At 63.9% G+C, this 15632-nt stretch carries 15 protein-coding genes; 13 read left to right on the top strand and 2 right to left on the bottom strand.

The features are described 5' to 3' along the window. The first annotated feature begins 275 nt into the window (after window positions 1-275). The 8 genes from CGZ66_RS14115 (at window position 276) to CGZ66_RS14080 (ending at window position 6954) form a co-directional block, all read left to right on the top strand. Window positions 276-1661 carry a M20/M25/M40 family metallo-hydrolase gene (locus CGZ66_RS14115; protein ID WP_095084744.1) on the top strand — a complete coding sequence of 462 codons (1386 nt, stop codon included), beginning with the start codon at window positions 276-278 and terminating at the stop codon, window positions 1659-1661. A 125-nt stretch (window positions 1662-1786) separates the two neighbouring features. Continuing rightward, window positions 1787-2407, top strand: a complete 621-nt coding sequence (locus tag CGZ66_RS14110; RefSeq protein WP_095084743.1) for a ribonuclease D — start codon at window positions 1787-1789, stop codon at window positions 2405-2407. A 98-nt stretch (window positions 2408-2505) separates the two neighbouring features. Further along, window positions 2506-2709, top strand: coding sequence for a hypothetical protein (locus CGZ66_RS14105; protein WP_095084999.1), 204 nt, complete (start codon window positions 2506-2508; stop codon window positions 2707-2709). Window positions 2710-2819: 110 nt separating this feature from the next. Beyond that, window positions 2820-3074: a GlsB/YeaQ/YmgE family stress response membrane protein gene (locus tag CGZ66_RS14100; RefSeq protein ID WP_095084742.1), complete on the top strand. Its 255-nt coding sequence runs from the start codon at window positions 2820-2822 to the stop codon at window positions 3072-3074. Between the two features lie 25 nt (window positions 3075-3099). After that, entirely contained in the window at window positions 3100-3246 is a 147-nt protein-coding gene (locus CGZ66_RS14095) for a hypothetical protein (protein ID WP_095084741.1), read from the top strand. A gap of 189 nt (window positions 3247-3435) precedes the next feature. Further along, window positions 3436-5715 (top strand): transglycosylase domain-containing protein, encoded by a 2280-nt coding sequence (locus tag CGZ66_RS14090; RefSeq protein ID WP_095084740.1) that lies wholly within the window; start codon window positions 3436-3438, stop codon window positions 5713-5715. 48 nt (window positions 5716-5763) lie between these two features. Then, window positions 5764-6087: a hypothetical protein gene (locus CGZ66_RS14085; protein WP_143748736.1), complete on the top strand. Its 324-nt coding sequence runs from the start codon at window positions 5764-5766 to the stop codon at window positions 6085-6087. Window positions 6088-6201: 114 nt separating this feature from the next. Then, window positions 6202-6954, top strand: a complete 753-nt coding sequence (locus CGZ66_RS14080) for an SDR family NAD(P)-dependent oxidoreductase (protein WP_095084738.1) — start codon at window positions 6202-6204, stop codon at window positions 6952-6954. Between the two features lie 74 nt (window positions 6955-7028). On the opposite strand, the gene CGZ66_RS14075 is transcribed toward CGZ66_RS14080, so the two are convergent. After that, window positions 7029-7949, bottom strand: a complete 921-nt coding sequence (locus CGZ66_RS14075; RefSeq protein ID WP_095084737.1) for a zinc-binding dehydrogenase — start codon at window positions 7947-7949, stop codon at window positions 7029-7031. A gap of 203 nt (window positions 7950-8152) precedes the next feature. Here CGZ66_RS14075 and CGZ66_RS14070 point away from each other — a divergent pair, with 203 nt between their 5' ends. Beyond that, window positions 8153-8962: an AraC family transcriptional regulator gene (locus CGZ66_RS14070; RefSeq protein WP_095084736.1), complete on the top strand. Its 810-nt coding sequence runs from the start codon at window positions 8153-8155 to the stop codon at window positions 8960-8962. 92 nt (window positions 8963-9054) lie between these two features. Here the strand turns inward: CGZ66_RS14070 and CGZ66_RS14065 are convergent, their stop codons facing one another. After that, the gene (locus CGZ66_RS14065; protein WP_095084735.1) at window positions 9055-10842 is read right to left on the bottom strand and encodes a cation:proton antiporter domain-containing protein; all 1788 of its coding nucleotides are present in this window, start codon (window positions 10840-10842) and stop codon (window positions 9055-9057) included. A gap of 487 nt (window positions 10843-11329) precedes the next feature. On the opposite strand from CGZ66_RS14065, the gene cysG reads away from it, so the two are divergent. The 4 genes from cysG to CGZ66_RS14045 are packed head-to-tail and all read left to right on the top strand — an operon-like array spanning window position 11330 to window position 15538. Further along, window positions 11330-12781, top strand: coding sequence for a siroheme synthase CysG (cysG, locus tag CGZ66_RS14060; protein ID WP_095084734.1), 1452 nt, complete (start codon window positions 11330-11332; stop codon window positions 12779-12781). Then, entirely contained in the window at window positions 12778-13083 is a 306-nt protein-coding gene (locus CGZ66_RS14055) for a DUF2849 domain-containing protein (RefSeq protein WP_095084733.1), read from the top strand. Before cysG ends, CGZ66_RS14055 begins: the two co-directional genes overlap by 4 nt. Window positions 13084-13125: 42 nt before the next feature. Then, the gene (locus CGZ66_RS14050) at window positions 13126-14796 is read left to right on the top strand and encodes a nitrite/sulfite reductase (RefSeq protein ID WP_095084732.1); all 1671 of its coding nucleotides are present in this window, start codon (window positions 13126-13128) and stop codon (window positions 14794-14796) included. Next, window positions 14771-15538 (top strand): phosphoadenylyl-sulfate reductase, encoded by a 768-nt coding sequence (locus tag CGZ66_RS14045; protein WP_095084731.1) that lies wholly within the window; start codon window positions 14771-14773, stop codon window positions 15536-15538. The genes CGZ66_RS14050 and CGZ66_RS14045 overlap by 26 nt, the downstream gene beginning before the upstream one ends. Window positions 15539-15632: the final 94 nt, after the last annotated feature.

Here is a 15632-nt window from a genome sequence, read left to right as displayed (position 1 = left end):
CCACGTTCAAAGACCCAAATAAACGTCATCGGCAGTTTTCGCCGAAGTCCGGAGCAAGGCCCGTCCCCCGCCTATCCCGGACACCTGCGGCAGCCTATCCCCCTCTCCGGGCTGCCGCATCGTTTCGAGTAGAAGGCCGCCGTGGTTCCCCCTCCACCACGGCGGTCTTTTTTTGTCGTTCGAGAGGCATTGCGCGCCTTGGTCCAATCGTCCCGGGCTTTTCGTTCGCCCAGTCTGCCTTTACGGTCCCGGCACTGAATCGAAAGGCTTCACAAATGTCCACAGTTTCCCCCGTTCTCGATCGCCTCGACAAGAATCTCGACCAGAGCCTTGAGCGCCTGTTCGGCCTGCTCAGGATCAAGTCGATCTCCACCGATCCGGCCTATGGCGCCGACTGCCGCAAGGCGGCGGAATGGCTGGTGGCAGACCTCAAGCTGATCGGTTTCGACGCCAGCGTGCGCGACACGCCAGGATACCCGATGGTCGTTGCGCATCATGATGGACCAGCCGGCTCGCCGCATGTGCTGTTCTACGGCCACTACGACGTGCAGCCGGTCGATCCGATCGAATTGTGGGAAAGCGATCCGTTTTCGCCCGCGGTCAAGGAAATCGAGCCCGGCCGCAAGGTGATCACCGGGCGTGGTTCGGCCGACGACAAGGGCCAGTTGATGACCTTCGTCGAGGCTTGCCGGGCCTGGAAGCAGGTGCATGGCAATTTGCCGTGCCGCATCACCATCCTGTTCGAGGGCGAGGAGGAATCCGGCTCACCGTCGCTGAAACCGTTCCTCGAAGCCAATGCCGACGAGCTGAAGGCCGATTTCGCGCTGGTCTGCGATACCAGCATGTGGGACCGCGACACGCCGTCGATCTGCGTCGGGCTGCGTGGAATGGTCGGTGAGGAGATCACGGTGAAGGCCGCCGATCGCGACTTGCATTCCGGCCTCTATGGCGGTGCCGCCGCCAACCCGATCCGCATCCTGGCCAAGGTTTTGGCTGATATCCACGACAAGGACGGCCACATCACCATTCCAGGCTTCTATGACGGCGTCGAGGAAACGCCGTCGCAGATCCTGAAATCATGGGAGACGCTTGGCGAGACGGCCGAGATGTTCCTCGGACCCGTCGGCCTGTCGATCCCGTCGGGTGAGAAGGGCCGCTCAGTGCTGGAACTGACGTGGGCGCGGCCGACGGCCGAGTTCAACGGCATCATCGGCGGCTACACCGGCAAGGGCTTCAAGACGGTGATCGCGGCGGAAGCCTCGGCAAAGGTCTCGTTCCGCCTCGTCCACAAGCAGGACCCGGCCAAGATCCGCGCTGCGTTCCAGAAGTTCGTCAGGGAGCGCATTCCGGCCGACTGTTCGGTCGAATTCCACCCGCATGGCGGCTCGCCGGCAATCCAGCTTTCCTATGACTCGCCGTTCCTGGCCAAGGCCAAGAACGCGCTATCCGACGAATGGCCGAAGCCGGCGGTGACGACGGGCGGCGGCGGCTCGATTCCCGTCGTTGGCGACTTCCAGACCTATCTCGGCATGGAATCGCTGCTGGTCGGCTTCGGCCTCGACGACGACCGCATCCACTCGCCCAACGAGAAATACGAGCTGAGCTCCTTCCACAAGGGCCAGCGTTCGTGGGCGCGGATTCTGGAGGCGTTGACGCGCTGAGTCGGCGGGACCCTAGTTTTCCTGTTGATTTTTCAGCGGATCGCGGCGAGGACGGGCCACGAGATAAAAGCGCTGCGGCACCCCTTGCGCTTCAAGGGATGCCGCGGGCTCGACCGGAGAAGACAATGGCCGACATCCGTTTCCACAAAAATGACCTGCCCGACCTTTCGCACTACAATGTCGGGGCGGTGGCCATCGACACCGAGACGCTGGGGCTCAACCCGCATCGCGACCGGCTGTGCGTGGTGCAGATTTCGCCGGGCGACGGCACAGCCGACGTGATCCAGATCGCGCCCGGCCAGAAGAAGGCGCCTAACCTTGTCAGCCTGCTGAGAAATCGTGGCGTGACCAAGCTGTTCCACTACGGGCGCTTCGACCTTGCCGTGCTTTACAATGCGTTCGGGGTGATGCCCGAGCCGGTGTTCTGCACCAAGATCGCCTCGCGGCTGACCCGCACCTACACCGACCGGCACGGGTTGAAGGACATCTGCTTCGAGCTTCTCGGCGTCGGCCTGTCTAAGGCACAGCAATCGTCGGACTGGGCGGCCGAGACGCTGTCGCCCGAACAGCTCGAATACGCCGCTTCCGATGTGCTCTATTTGCACCGTTTGCGCGATGTGCTGGCCGGGCGGCTGGCGCGGGACGGGCGCACCAAGGAGGCCGATGCCTGCTTCCGCTTCCTGCCGACGCGTGCCAAACTCGACCTCATGGGCTGGGACGAAGAGGATATCTTCGCCCACAGCTGATGGCCTTGGCTAGACTCTGCTGCCGGCGACCCGTTTGGAACCAGATGCAGGGCGCCGCGTTGTGTCGGCTCAGCCTGGTCGGTTCAAAAGGGGATGACATGGCGGACAGAAAGCCGATAGCGACCGCTCCGACCGACGGTTCAAAGGTCTCCGTCACCTGGAAGGACAGCGACGGCGTCATCAACGAATCCATTGCGCAATATCGCGACGACGGCTGGTGGGTCTACACCGACAGCCATACGCAAAAGAAGGTCGAGCCGACCAGCTGGCGGCCTGCCGCAAGCGACGATGACGACCAATGAGCGCGCCGCTGGCGAGGCTGGCTGCTTTCGAATAGCCTGAAATCGTTGATATCGAGGCCGATTCGGAGCTTTCCGCTCCGCGCTCGCCCTCTTGCTCGGAGGAAATCGTCATGGGTGTCGAAAGCCTGCTCGTCTTCATCATCATTGGTGCCATCGCCGGCTGGCTCGCCGGTCTCATCGTGTCCGGCTTCGGCTTCGGCCTGATCGGCAACATCATCGTCGGCATCGTCGGCGCTTTCATCGCCGGCTGGCTGTTCCCGCTGATCGGCTTCTCCATCGGCGGCGGCGTTCTCGCGGCGATCATCCACGCCACGATCGGCGCCATCATCCTTTTGGTGCTGGTCAAGGTTCTGAAACGAGCTTGACGCCCGACAACCGAAAGAGCGCGCCATGAAGCAGAATGCGCTCTATCTCGTCATTGGCGCGCTCGTCGTCGTGGTCATCGCGCTCGGCATCTATGTCTATCGCGAGCAGACCAAACCGAAGGGCGTCGAGCTCAAGATCGACGACAAGGGCATCTCGATCCAGCAGAATTGATGGCATCGGACCGACGCCGACCGCCGTCGCCTTGTTGTGCAAGAGGGCGGCGCTGACGTACAGGTCGAGCCGATCCGCAAGCAATTGAATCCACATTGCATCGATTTTTCCCGACTTAACCCGCCTTTAAACCGCCGCATCTACTCTTCAACCCGAACGCCATAGGCATCGGGATATCAAGCACAGCGCATGGCGAACCGCAGAGACAGTCGCATCGAACCCAGTTTCGAGGTACCGCCGCAGGCGAAATCCTCGGCGGGTCTTTCGGTGAACGAGGAGGATCGCGTCGTGCCGAGCAACCGCAAAGCCTCCGCAAAACGCAAGCCGGCCAAGGGAAAATCGTCGCGCGGCGGGCGCGGCAGGAGCCGGCGCGGCCTGTTCGGCGTGCTCGGCCGGCTGTTCTATTGGTGCTTCGTGCTCGCCATCTGGGGCGGCATCGCGGCGGCTGGCATCGTCATCTACTACGGCGCCAAGATGCCGGCGGCGACAACCTGGTCGATCCCCGACCGCGCCCCCAACATCAAGATCGTCTCAGTCGACAACCAACTGCTGGCCAATCGCGGCATGAGTGGCGGCGAGGCCGTCGGTCTGCACGAAATGTCGCCCTACATCCCCGAGGCCGTCATCGCCATCGAGGACCGCCGCTTCTACTCGCATTTCGGCATCGACCCGATCGGCCTGTCGCGCGCGATGGTGACCAATTTGCTTGGCGGGCATTTCTCGCAAGGCGGTTCGACGCTGACCCAGCAATTGGCCAAGAACCTGTTCCTGACGCCAGACCGCACGCTGGAGCGCAAGGTGCAGGAAGTGCTGCTGGCGCTGTGGCTCGAGCACAAGCACACCAAGGACCAGATCCTCGAAATGTACCTCAACCGGGTCTATTTCGGCTCCGGCGCCTATGGTGTCGAGGCGGCCTCGCGCCGCTATTTCGGCAAGAGCGCGCGCGACGTCACCCTGTCGGAAGCCGCATTGCTTGCCGGCCTGTTGAAGGCGCCGTCGCGGCTGTCGCCGGCGCGCGATCCGAAGGCGGCCGAGGAACGCTCGCAGCTCGTGCTTGCCGCCATGCGCGACGAGGGCAAGATCAGCGCCAAGGAGCTGACTTCCGCGATGAGCGCGCCGGCGACGCGCGCGCCGTCCTACTGGACCGGCTCGGAAAATTACGTGGCCGACACCATCATGGAAGAACTGCCTGACCTGATCGGCGACGTGCGCGGTGACATCATCGTCGACAGCACCGTCGACCTGACGCTGCAGAAACTCGCCGAACAGTCGATCCGCAAGTTGATCGACGACAGCGGCAAGAAGCTGAACGTCACCCAGGGCGCCCTGGTGTCGATTGACGATTCCGGCGCCGTGCGCGCCATGGTCGGTGGCTACGACTATTCCACCAGCCAGTTCGATCGCGCCTCGGAAGCACGCCGCCAGCCGGGCTCGGCGTTCAAGCCATTCGTCTATATGGCCGCCCTCGAGGCCGGCCGCACGCCCGACAGCGTGCGCAACGATGCACCGATCAAGATCGGCAACTGGACGCCCGACAATTACGGCGGCAAGTATTTCGGCAAGGTGACGCTGGCCACCGCGCTGGCAAAATCGCTGAATTCGGTCGCTGCCCAACTGACCATGGAGGTCGGGCCGAACGCCGTCGTCGAGGCGGCGCACCGCATGGGTATCCAGTCCGAGCTGCAGTCCAACACCTCGATCGCGCTCGGCACCTCGGAGGTGACGCCGTTGGAACTGACATCGGCCTACGTGCCGTTCGCCAATGGCGGCTACAAGCCGGACATCCATTTCATCCGCCGCGTGACGACCACCGACGGCAAGGTGCTCTACGACAGCGGCGGCGGCAGTGCGCCACGCGTCGTCAAGCCCGAGATCGTCGGCATGATGAACTCGATGATGACGGGGACGGTCGAGACCGGCACCGCCAGGAAGGCGGCTTTCGCCTGGCCGTCTGCCGGCAAGACCGGCACCAGCCAGAATTCGCGTGACGCCTGGTTCGTCGGCTACACCGCTAATCTCACCACCGGCGTCTGGTTCGGCAATGACGACGGCAGCCCGATGAAAAAGGTCACCGGTGGCGCGCTGCCGGCACAGGCCTGGCACGAGTTCATGGTCGCCGCGCATGAGGGCGTGCCGGTGCGGCCGCTGCCCGGCACCTGGAAGTCCACACCGGCAGACACCATCGTGCCCGACGAGATACCCTCGGCAAACAACAGCCGGCCGGCGCCGGTTCCGCCTGCGTCCGTTGGCCAGCAGGCGCCGGCCGCGCAGACTGCTGCGCCGGTCGCGCCGCCGCCAGCGCCGGTCGGCGCCGTGCGTCCCGCCCAGACCGTCGATGCCGATGGCCTTGCCATGCCGGAGGACGAGGGCGCCACCGCATCGATCAAGCATCCGGTGCCGCCCGGCAATGTCGGCGGTCCGCTGAAGAAGAAGCAGACCTCGATCCTCGACATCCTCGGTGGGGGCTGAGCTGCTCCGGAGGCCGGACGGCTGTCGCTACCGATGGACGAGGCTGGAATGGACGACATCAAAAGGAAGAAATTCAACCATTTGAGCTGGCGGCAATGGCTCTTGCTGTTGTCGATGCCAGCGTGCGTTGTGGTGTTCAGGCATTTGCCGAACCTGCGTTTTTCTGATCCAGCGTATCTGTTCCACGAAAGAATAGGCGCGATCATCGGAGCGGTCATTATTGGGTGTCTGGTACCTTATGGCATTGCCTGGGTCTGTGGGCTCCCGATGCGGAGATCACACGTCGGCTTCCAATGTGTTCTCTGGTTTTTGGCACCGGCAACTTTTCTTCTTAATCTCGCCCTGCTTTTTGATTGCCCGACCTGCTACTAGCGAGAAGGACGCTGGCCTGTCGGCTTCCGGGTCTCATGTCCGGTCGAATGGTGACATTTCGGCCTCTCGCTACGTCGGCGGCATTCGGCTACATCTGCCGACTGGAGACCCAAAATGGCTGAACTCGACACCCGAAAAACCATCGTGCTGACCGGCGCCAGCCGCGGCATCGGTCACGCCACGGTCAAGCGCTTTTCGCGCGAGGGCTGGCGCGTCATCACCTGTTCGAGGCAGGCCTTTGCCGAGGATTGCCCGTGGCCGGCCGGGCCGGAAGACCACATCAAAGTCGATCTCGCCGACCAGGAAGATGTCGGCATCGCGGTGTCGGAAATCCGCCACCGGCTGGAGTCGCATGGCGGCCAGCTGCACGCGCTGGTCAACAATGCCGGCATTTCGCCGAAGCTTAAGGACGGCAACAGCCGGATGGACTCGATCGACACGCCAATGCATGTCTGGCGCGACGTGTTCCAGGTCAATTTCTTCGCGCCGATCATGCTGGCGCGCGGCCTGTTCAAGGAATTGGCAGCGGCCAAGGGCTCGATCGTCAACGTCACTTCGATCGCCGGCACGCGCGTGCATCCGTTCGCCGGCACCGCCTATGCGACATCGAAGGCGGCACTCGGCTCGCTGACGCGCGAGATGGCGCATGATTTCGGCCCGCACGGCATTCGTGTCAACGCCATTGCGCCGGGCGAGATCGACACCGCGATCCTGTCGCCGGGCACGGACAAGATCGTCGAGACGATCCCGCTCAGGCGCCTTGGCACCACGGCGGAAGTCGCCGACATCATCTTCTTCCTGTGCTCGCAGCAGGCGTCCTACGTGACCGGCTCGGAAATCCACATCAATGGCGGCCAGCACGTGTGAGTGGGTCGATTTCTTTGTTTTGACGCCATTCCGGACGGAAAACCGCTTCACACTTTTCCTGGAATTGCTCCAACTCATCCGGTTATGGTGAGAACAGCCTTGCCGCTGATGCTGCGCTGTCGCAGTGCGTCGAGGGCTTGGGCGACGTCTGTCCACGGCATGGTCAAGACCACGCGCGTTTCGAGCCGACCCGCCGCGACCATGGTGAGCAGCGAGGCGATATCCGCGCCAATGCCTGAGCCGGAAGTGTAGTAGGCGAAAGTCTGAAGCCTCGCCCCCTCGTGACCCGGAACGAACTGGCGAAATCCAATGGGCGTGAGTTCGCCGCTGCTGGAGCCGAACATGACGATGGTCCCGCCGGGTGCGACGCGTTCGATCGCGTGTGCGAGGCTCTCGCCGCCGACTGATTCGGTGATCAGCGAAAACAGCCCTTCAGCCCGCTCGATCGACTCGACCACCTGCCCGGCTCCAAGGTTGCGGAGATCCTCGTCGTGCCGGGAGGCTGCGACCGCGGTCACGAACGCGCCCTGTTCGCGGGCGATCTGGACCTGGAAACGACCGACCGCACCGCTTGCGCCGGTGATCAGGACCTGCTGGCCCGCCAGGTCACCGCCATGGCGCAGGGTCCTGAGCGCCGTTGTGCCCGCGACCGGAAGCGTGGCGGCGGAGGCGAAGCTGACCTCGTCCGGCAGGACGGCGAGACGGTCGGTTGAAACGGCGACACGTTCGGCCCAACCGGCCTGGTCGACCAAAGCCGCAACCCGGGCGCCCGCGGCTGGCCCGGAGCCATCGGCTGCCGAGCATTCGACAACCCCGACGATATCCTGGCCGGGTATCCAGCCGGCTGAACGTATGGCGAGCAGGCGCAGTTCACCCCGGTTCAACGAAGTTGCGTGGACCGAGACAAGCGCCTCGTTAGAGGCCGGTTGAGGCTCGTCGAGCTCTAAGAGCTTCAGCCGGGTGGCGCTATCTGGAGAGATGACCAAGGCGAGCATAGTTCATACCTCATTGCTGCGTGGTGGACGCATAGCCTTTCGGGGGCGGCTGCCTATGCCTTGGTCTTGCCGGTTGGCAGACGCGGCCGTTTGAAGAACCTGTACCCGCGCCCAGGCGGGCTCATTCACAAGCCGAAACCTATCGACTTTCCCCTTCGAATAATTTAGATATCAAAGCAATTGATCGCTAAAAACAGTCAATCATGAGACAGCCCCTCCGCTACCCCTGGCTCGATTTCGATGTGGATGCGCTTTCCGAGCCGATGATTGCCGTGCGCGTCGACGTCACCGAGACCAGGGCTGAGGTCCCCTCCCATTGGCACCGCAAAGGCCAGCTTGTCTTCGCGCTCGGTGGCGGCGTCACCTGCCGTGTCCCCAGCGGCCTGTGGATGGTGCCGCCGCATTGCGGCGTGTGGATCCCCGGCGATATGGAGCACAGCAACATCGCCACCGCCAACGCCCGGATTTTCTTCGTGTACATCGAGCCGGGAGCCGCTGATCTGCCGGACCGGTGCTGCACGCTGTCGATCTCGCCGCTGCTGCGCGAACTGATCGTCGAGCTGGCCGATCACGGGCAGGACGACGATTCACGGAAGGCCGTGCTGACGACGGTTCTGCTGAGCGAGCTGCCGCGCATGCCTGTCCAGCAGCTGCATATGCCGATATCGTCAGAGCCGCGCTTGAGGCGGATCGTCGATGCCTTGGCCGAGAATCCTGCCGACCGCAGCAATCTGGCCGAATGGGCCAGGCGTGTCGCTCTCAGCGAGAGCAGCCTGGCTCGCCTGGTGGTGAGAGAGACGGGCCTGAGCTTCGGACGCTGGCGCCAGCAACTGCATCTGATCGTCGCGATACGGGAACTGGCCTCTGGCGCAAGCGTGCAGCAGGTCTCGGCAGATCTCGGCTATGAGTCCGTCACGGCCTTCATCACCATGTTCAAGAAGGCGCTGGGCAAGCCGCCTGCACAGTATCTCAGCAGCGTTGCGCAGAATGGCGGCTCAGCATTCGTTGCGTGATCAATTCGATTGAGGGCGGACGCTCGAGGTCGACAGATGCAATCTGTCGCCGGCCATCGGCCAGTCGCGAACCGTAATCGTTCTGGATCGGCTCAGGCAGCGGACGGTTCAGAGGCCTCTGGTGGCTTGTGCCCAAGCACCTCTTCGACGATGCCGCGGGCGATCTCGCGCTCGCCCATGATGACCGTGTCGGCGCCGAGCCCCTTGAGATGCTCGACCTCGGCGTCGGAATGGGCGCGGGCGATGACGTTGATGCCGGGGTTGGCGGCCCGCGCCCGCAGCACGATCTGGCCGGCCTCGAAGGCATTGGGGATGGCCAGGATCAGCCGCCTGGCGCCTTCAGGATTGGCGGCGGCGAACACTTCGGCATTCGCCGCATTGCCGGACACGGTCTCGATGCCGTCGGCCTTCAGCCTGGCCAGCGTCTTGTCGGCATCCTCGATGACGAGGAAGGGCAGGGCCGCCTCTTTCAGCGCCGCGCCGACGAGGCTGCCGACACGGCCATAGCCGATCAGGATGGCGTGGTTGGCGAGGGTTGTCCTGGGCGGCGGCCCATCTTCCCTGTTGGTCGTCGCCGCGACCGAGGCCACCTGACCGGGTTCCGTCGCCGGACCGAGCGGCTTTGTCTCGACTGGCGGCGCCGTCCTGGCGGCGCGGGCTTCAAGCCATGGTTTCATCCAGTCGATGGCCAGGAACATCAGCGGGTTGAGGACGATCGACAGGATGGCGCCGGCCAGGATCAGGTCGCGGCCCTGTTCGGGCAATAGCTTCAGCCCGACGCCGAGTTCGGCCAGGATGAAGGAAAACTCGCCGATCTGGGCCAGGCTTGCCGAAATCATCAGCGCCGTGGCCAGCGGATAGCCGAAGGCAATGACGATGACGAATGCCGCCAGCGATTTGCCGATGACGATGATGGCGAGCGTCGCCAGGATCGGCCAGCCATTGCTGATCAGGCTGAACGGATCGAACAGCATGCCAACCGAAACGAAGAACAGCACGGAAAAGGCATCGCGCAGCGGCAGCGATTCCTCGGCGGCGCGATGGCTGAGCTCGGACTCGCTCATGATCATGCCGGCAAAGAAGGCGCCCAGCGCCAGCGAAACCCCGAACAGCTTGGCCGCGCCAAAGGCGACGCCAAGCGCAATGGCCAGCACGGCGAGCCGGAACAGTTCGCGCGAGCCGGTGTGGGCGACATAGTGGAGGATCCATGGGATGACCCGGCGGCCGACGACAAGCATGACGACGACGAAGGCGGCGACCTTGGCCAGCGTGATGCCAACGACGCCCCAGATGCCGTAGCTGGCCGGCAGCGACAGCACGCCGCTCACATGGGTGTCCGCCTGCTCCTGGCCGCCGAGCACGCCGGCAAGGGCCGGCAGCAGCACCAGCGCCAGCACCATGGCCAGATCCTCGACGATCAGCCAGCCGACGGCGATGCGGCCGCGCTCGGTCTCGATCATCCGCCGCTCTTGCAAGGCGCGCAGCAGAACCACGGTCGAGGCGACCGAAAGCGCCAGGCCGAAAACCAGGCCCGCGCCCATCGACCAGCCGAGCATCCAGGACAGCCCGGCGCCGAGCGCGGTGGCAAAGCCGATCTGGACTATGGCGCCGGGCACGGCGATGGCGCGCACCGACAGCAAATCCTTAAGCGAGAAGTGCAGGCCGACGCCGAACATCAGCAGGATGACGCCGATTTCGGCGAGCTCATTGGCAAGGCCGGCATCGGCGACGAAGCCGGGCGTGTTCGGCCCGACCAGCACGCCGGCTACGAGATAGCCGACCAGTGGCGGAATGCGGAAGCGGTTGGCGAGAGCCCCGAAGACGAAAGCCAGCCCCAGACCGGCGACGATGGTGGCGATAAGGGGCGTGTCATGCGGCATTGTCTATGGAGCGCCTTTCAAACCGGAAATGTAGGATGTGCGCCGCCCGAAGCCGCCGCCTGTTTGCAATATGGTGGAAGGGGTGTCGACGATGCAACCCGCAAGCGCGCGAAATCGACGGCGAGAGGCGCAGAAAACAAATAGCCGTCAGAATTCACGCAGATCATGTCACCGCCTGATCGAAAAGGGCAGCGATTTTGCTGCCCTGCATGGGTTTTGGTGCGGGCGGCCTTAATCTACTAAATTAGTAGAATTTAGAAAAAACTGTTTTGCGGTATTTTTCGTTGGGCGCTAAAAGAGGCGCAAATCCAGGCCTGCGGCAGCAGCTTGAATCCGCTCCATGTGCCAACGAGGAATATTTTTCTCTTGGCCGACAGGCTTTCAGAAAAGCGATTGCATCCCGACAAGCGATGCGCGAGTGCGTTCCTTCTGGTTTTTCGCGCCTGCGCGTAGAACTGCAGGCCCGTTCAGGATTCCGCTCGCGTCCATGCCGCACACTGTTCCCAAGCTCAATGCCTTCCCCGTCTTCCTGCGGGTCGAGGGGCAAACCGCGGCCATCGTCGGCGGCGGCGACGAGGCGCTGGCCAAGGCGCGGCTGATCGGGCAATCGAGCGCGCTCCTGCGCATCATTTCCGAACACGCCGAGCCCGATCTGTTGGCCTTCATCGTTCAGGCTGGCGCGAACCATGTGGCCGCCACATACGACGCGTCGCAGCTCGAAGGCGCGGTCATGGTGTTTGCCGCCAGCGGCGACGAGGAACTCGACCGCCGCGTGGCCGCGGACGCGCGCCGTCTGGGGATCCCGGTCAATGCGGTCGACCGGCCGGAACTCTGTGATTTCTTCACCCCGGCGCTGGTCAACCGCGCGCCGGTCGCCATCGCCATCGGCACGGAAGGGGCAGGCCCGGTGCTTGCCCAGATGCTGCGTAGCCGCATCGACCAGCTGCTGTCGCCGTCGCTTGGCCCGCTGGCAACGCTTGCCGCGTCGTTTCGCGGTGCTGCCGAGAAGCTGCTGCCGAAAGGCAACGCCCGTCGCCGCTTCTGGAGCGACTTTTTCGGCGGCGCGCCTGCCCATGCGGTGGATGCCGGCCAGCTGTCGCAGGCGCATGACGCCGCCGTCGACCTTCTGCTTTCAAACACGCCTACGTCGGGCCATATCGCGCTCGTCGGTGCCGGTCCGGGCGCCGAGGATCTTTTGACCTTGCGCGCCCACCGCCTGCTGATGGAAGCCGATGTCATTGTCCATGATGCGCTGGTGCCGGAAGCGGTCGTCGCCATGGGACGTCGCGATGCCGAGCGCCTGCCGGTCGGCAAACGCAAGGGCTGCCACACCAAGAGCCAGGCCGAGATCAATGCGCTGCTGGTCGAGCTTGGGCGCCAAGGCAAGCGTGTCGTGCGGCTGAAGTCGGGCGATCCGCTGGTGTTCGGTCGGGCCGGCGAGGAGATGGCAGCACTGCGTGATGCCGGCATCGCCTATGAGGTGGTTCCGGGTGTTACCGCAGCTTTCGCCGCCGCCGCCGATTTCGAATTGCCGCTGACCTTGCGCGGCGTTTCCTCGTCGATGGTGTTCACGACCGGCCACGACCTCAAGGGCAATTCGCTGCCCGATTGGGCCAAGCTTGCCATTTCGGGGGCGACCGTCGCCGTCTATATGGGCCGCTCGGTGGCGGCCGAGGTTGCCGGGCGGCTGATCGAGGCCGGTCTGTCGCCCGACACGGCGGTGGCCGTGGTCGAGAATGCCAGCCTCGCCAATCGCCGCCGCTTCCACGGCACGCTTGCCGACCTGCCGTCGCTGGAAGCGCGTGCCGATCTTTCCGGCCCGGTCATGACGATTATCGGCGATGCGGTTGCCGGCGCCAACTTTGAACGGTCCGAGCCGCTTGCGGCTCACAGGCATGCAGGCGTGTCCGCAGCTGCCACTGAGGGAGTTCAGCAATGAAGATACTGACCGCCAACCGCCTTAGTGATGGCATTGCCGTCTGGTATGCCGATGGCGGCTGGGCCGAGACGGTAGACCATGCCGACCTCGCGCACGACAAGGCGGCCGAGGATCGGCTGGAGGCGATCGGCGCCAAGGCCTATGCCGACAACGAAGTGGTCGACGTCAATTTGATCGACGCCGATGTCGTTAACGGCATCGTCGAGCCGGTGCGGTTGCGCGAGAAGATCCGCGCCGCCGGCCCGACCATCCGCAACGATCTCGGCAAGCAGGCTGCCAAGCAGGCGACTCGGGCAGCTTAACAAGACACCAGGCATGGGCGGACGCGCCCTGAAAGACGAAGCATGTACCGTTACGATGAGTTCGACCACGATTTTGTCCAGGCCCGCGTCGCCGAGTTCAGCGACCAGGTCCAGCGCCGCCTTGCCGGCGAAATCACCGAAGACCAGTTCCGGCCGCTGAGGTTGATGAACGGCGTCTATCTTCAGCTGCACGCCTACATGCTGCGCATCGCGGTGCCCTATGGCACGCTGAACGGCAAGCAGTTGCGCATGCTCGGCCACATCGCCCGCAAATATGACAAGGGCTACGGCCATTTCACCACGCGCCAGAACATCCAGTTCAACTGGCCGGCGCTGTCGGATATTCCGGCGATCCTGGCGGATCTGGCAAGTGTCGAGATGCATGCCATCCAGACCAGCGGCAACTGCATCCGCAATGTCACCGCCGACCATTTCGCCGGTGCCGCCGCCGACGAGGTCGCCGATCCGCGCCCCTATGCCGAAATCCTGCGCCAGTGGTCGTCGGTGCATCCGGAATTTTCGTTCCTGCCGCGCAAGTTCAAGATCGCGGTGACAGGTGCCGAGCGCGACCGTGCCGCCATCCAGACCCATGACATCGGCCTGCACCTGAAGAAGAACGCTGCCGGCGAACTCGGCTTCGCCGTGTATATCGGCGGCGGCCAGGGCCGCACCCCGATGGTGGCCAGGAAGATCCGCGACTTCCTGCCGGAAGCCGACCTTCTGTCCTACTGCACGGCGATCCTGCGCGTTTACAACCTCTATGGCCGCCGCGACAACAAGTACAAGGCGCGCATCAAGATCCTTGTCCACGAGACCGGCGTCGAGGAAATCACCCGCCAGGTCGAGGCCGAGTGGCAGGAACTGAAGGACGCCGAGCTGAAATTGCCGGATGCCGATATCCGCGCCATCCAGGCCTATTTCGCGCCTCCGGCGCTCACCGATCGGCCGGACGGCGACGCAGCGATTAAGCTGGCGCGCCTCGATTCGAAGAGCTTTTCCGATTGGCTCGACCAAAACGTGGTGACGCACCGCCATCCCGACTATGCGGCGGTGACCATTTCGCTGAAGGGCATCGGCGAGGTGCCGGGCGATGCCTCCGACAGCCAGATGGAAGCAGTCGCCGACATCGCCGAGAAATACGCCTTCGACGAGCTTCGTGTCAGCCATGAGCAGAACCTGATCCTGCCGCATGTGGCGCGCGCCGATCTCAAGGCGGTCCATGACGCACTGGTCGACATCGGACTGGCGACGGCCAACTCCAACCTGATATCGGACATCATCGCTTGCCCGGGCCTCGACTATTGCGCGCTGGCGACGGCGCGCTCGATCCCGATCGCGCAGGAAATCTCGCGCCGCTTCGCCTCGCTGGAGCGGCAGCGCGAGATCGGCGAACTGAAGCTGAAGATTTCCGGCTGCATCAATGCCTGCGGCCATCACCATGTCGGCCATATCGGCATCCTCGGTGTCGAGAAGAAGGGCTCCGAGCTCTATCAGGTGACGCTGGGCGGCTCGGCCGACGAGAATACGTCGGTCGGCGAGATCATCGGCCGCGGCTTCAGCTCGGAAGAGATCACCGACGCCATCGAGCAGATCGTCGAGACCTATCTCGGCCTTCGGCTCAACCCACAAGAAAAATTCATCGACGCCTACCGCCGAGTCGGTCCCGCGCCGTTCAAGGAGGCGCTCTATGCTGGCGAAGCCAAGGCCGCTTGACCAGATCGTCGACGTCGTCGATCACGGCATAGCCGCGAAAGCGGCGGGGCTCGATGCGCTTTATGGTCATCTGACCCCGCTCGAGATCATCGAACGCTCGGCCCGCGAACTGTTCAACGACGAGATCGCTGCGGTGTCGTCATTCGGCGCGGATTCGGCCGTGCTGCTGCACATGATTTCCAAGATCGACCGGACGCTGCCGGTCATCTTCCTCGACACCGGCAAGCATTTCGAGGAGACGCTCAGCTATCGCGATGCGCTTGCCGCCGATTTCGGGCTGACCAACATCCGGGTGATCAAGCCCGAAGAAGCAGCGCTCGAACGGATCGACCCGACGGGCAATCTGCACCAGAGCAATACCGACGCCTGCTGCGACGTGCGCAAGGTCGAGCCGCTGGCGCGTGGCGTTGCACCTTTCCGCGCCTGGTTCACCGGCCGCAAGCGCTTCCAGGCCTCGACCCGGGCAACGCTTCCTGTGTTCGAGGCGGTGGGCCCGCGCATCCGCATCAATCCGCTGGCGCACTGGACGACATCGGACCAGGCGGACTACATGCGCGCGCATGCGCTGCGCGAAAATCCGCTGGTCGCCTATGGCTATCTGTCGATCGGCTGCTTCCCCTGCACGCAGCCGGTGCAGCCCGGCGAGGACGCGCGCAGCGGCCGCTGGGCCGGTCATGCCAAGACCGAGTGCGGCATTCACCTGTCGGGACTGGAGAAGTCGCTGACCGACGCATCGCTCTAGGGTATGTGATATTCAGGTGATGCCGGCCTGCAAATAGCGGCTTCCTGCGCTTCCGGCGCTCACGTACTTTAAGTACGCTCCGCTCCGGTTCTCG

Origin of the sequence: Mesorhizobium sophorae (assembly GCF_002270415.1) — a bacterium.
GTDB classification, from domain to species: Bacteria; Pseudomonadota; Alphaproteobacteria; order Rhizobiales; family Rhizobiaceae; genus Mesorhizobium; species Mesorhizobium sophorae.
Note: the sequence above shows the minus strand (reverse complement) of the source record. Positions and strands in the feature narration are given on the sequence as shown.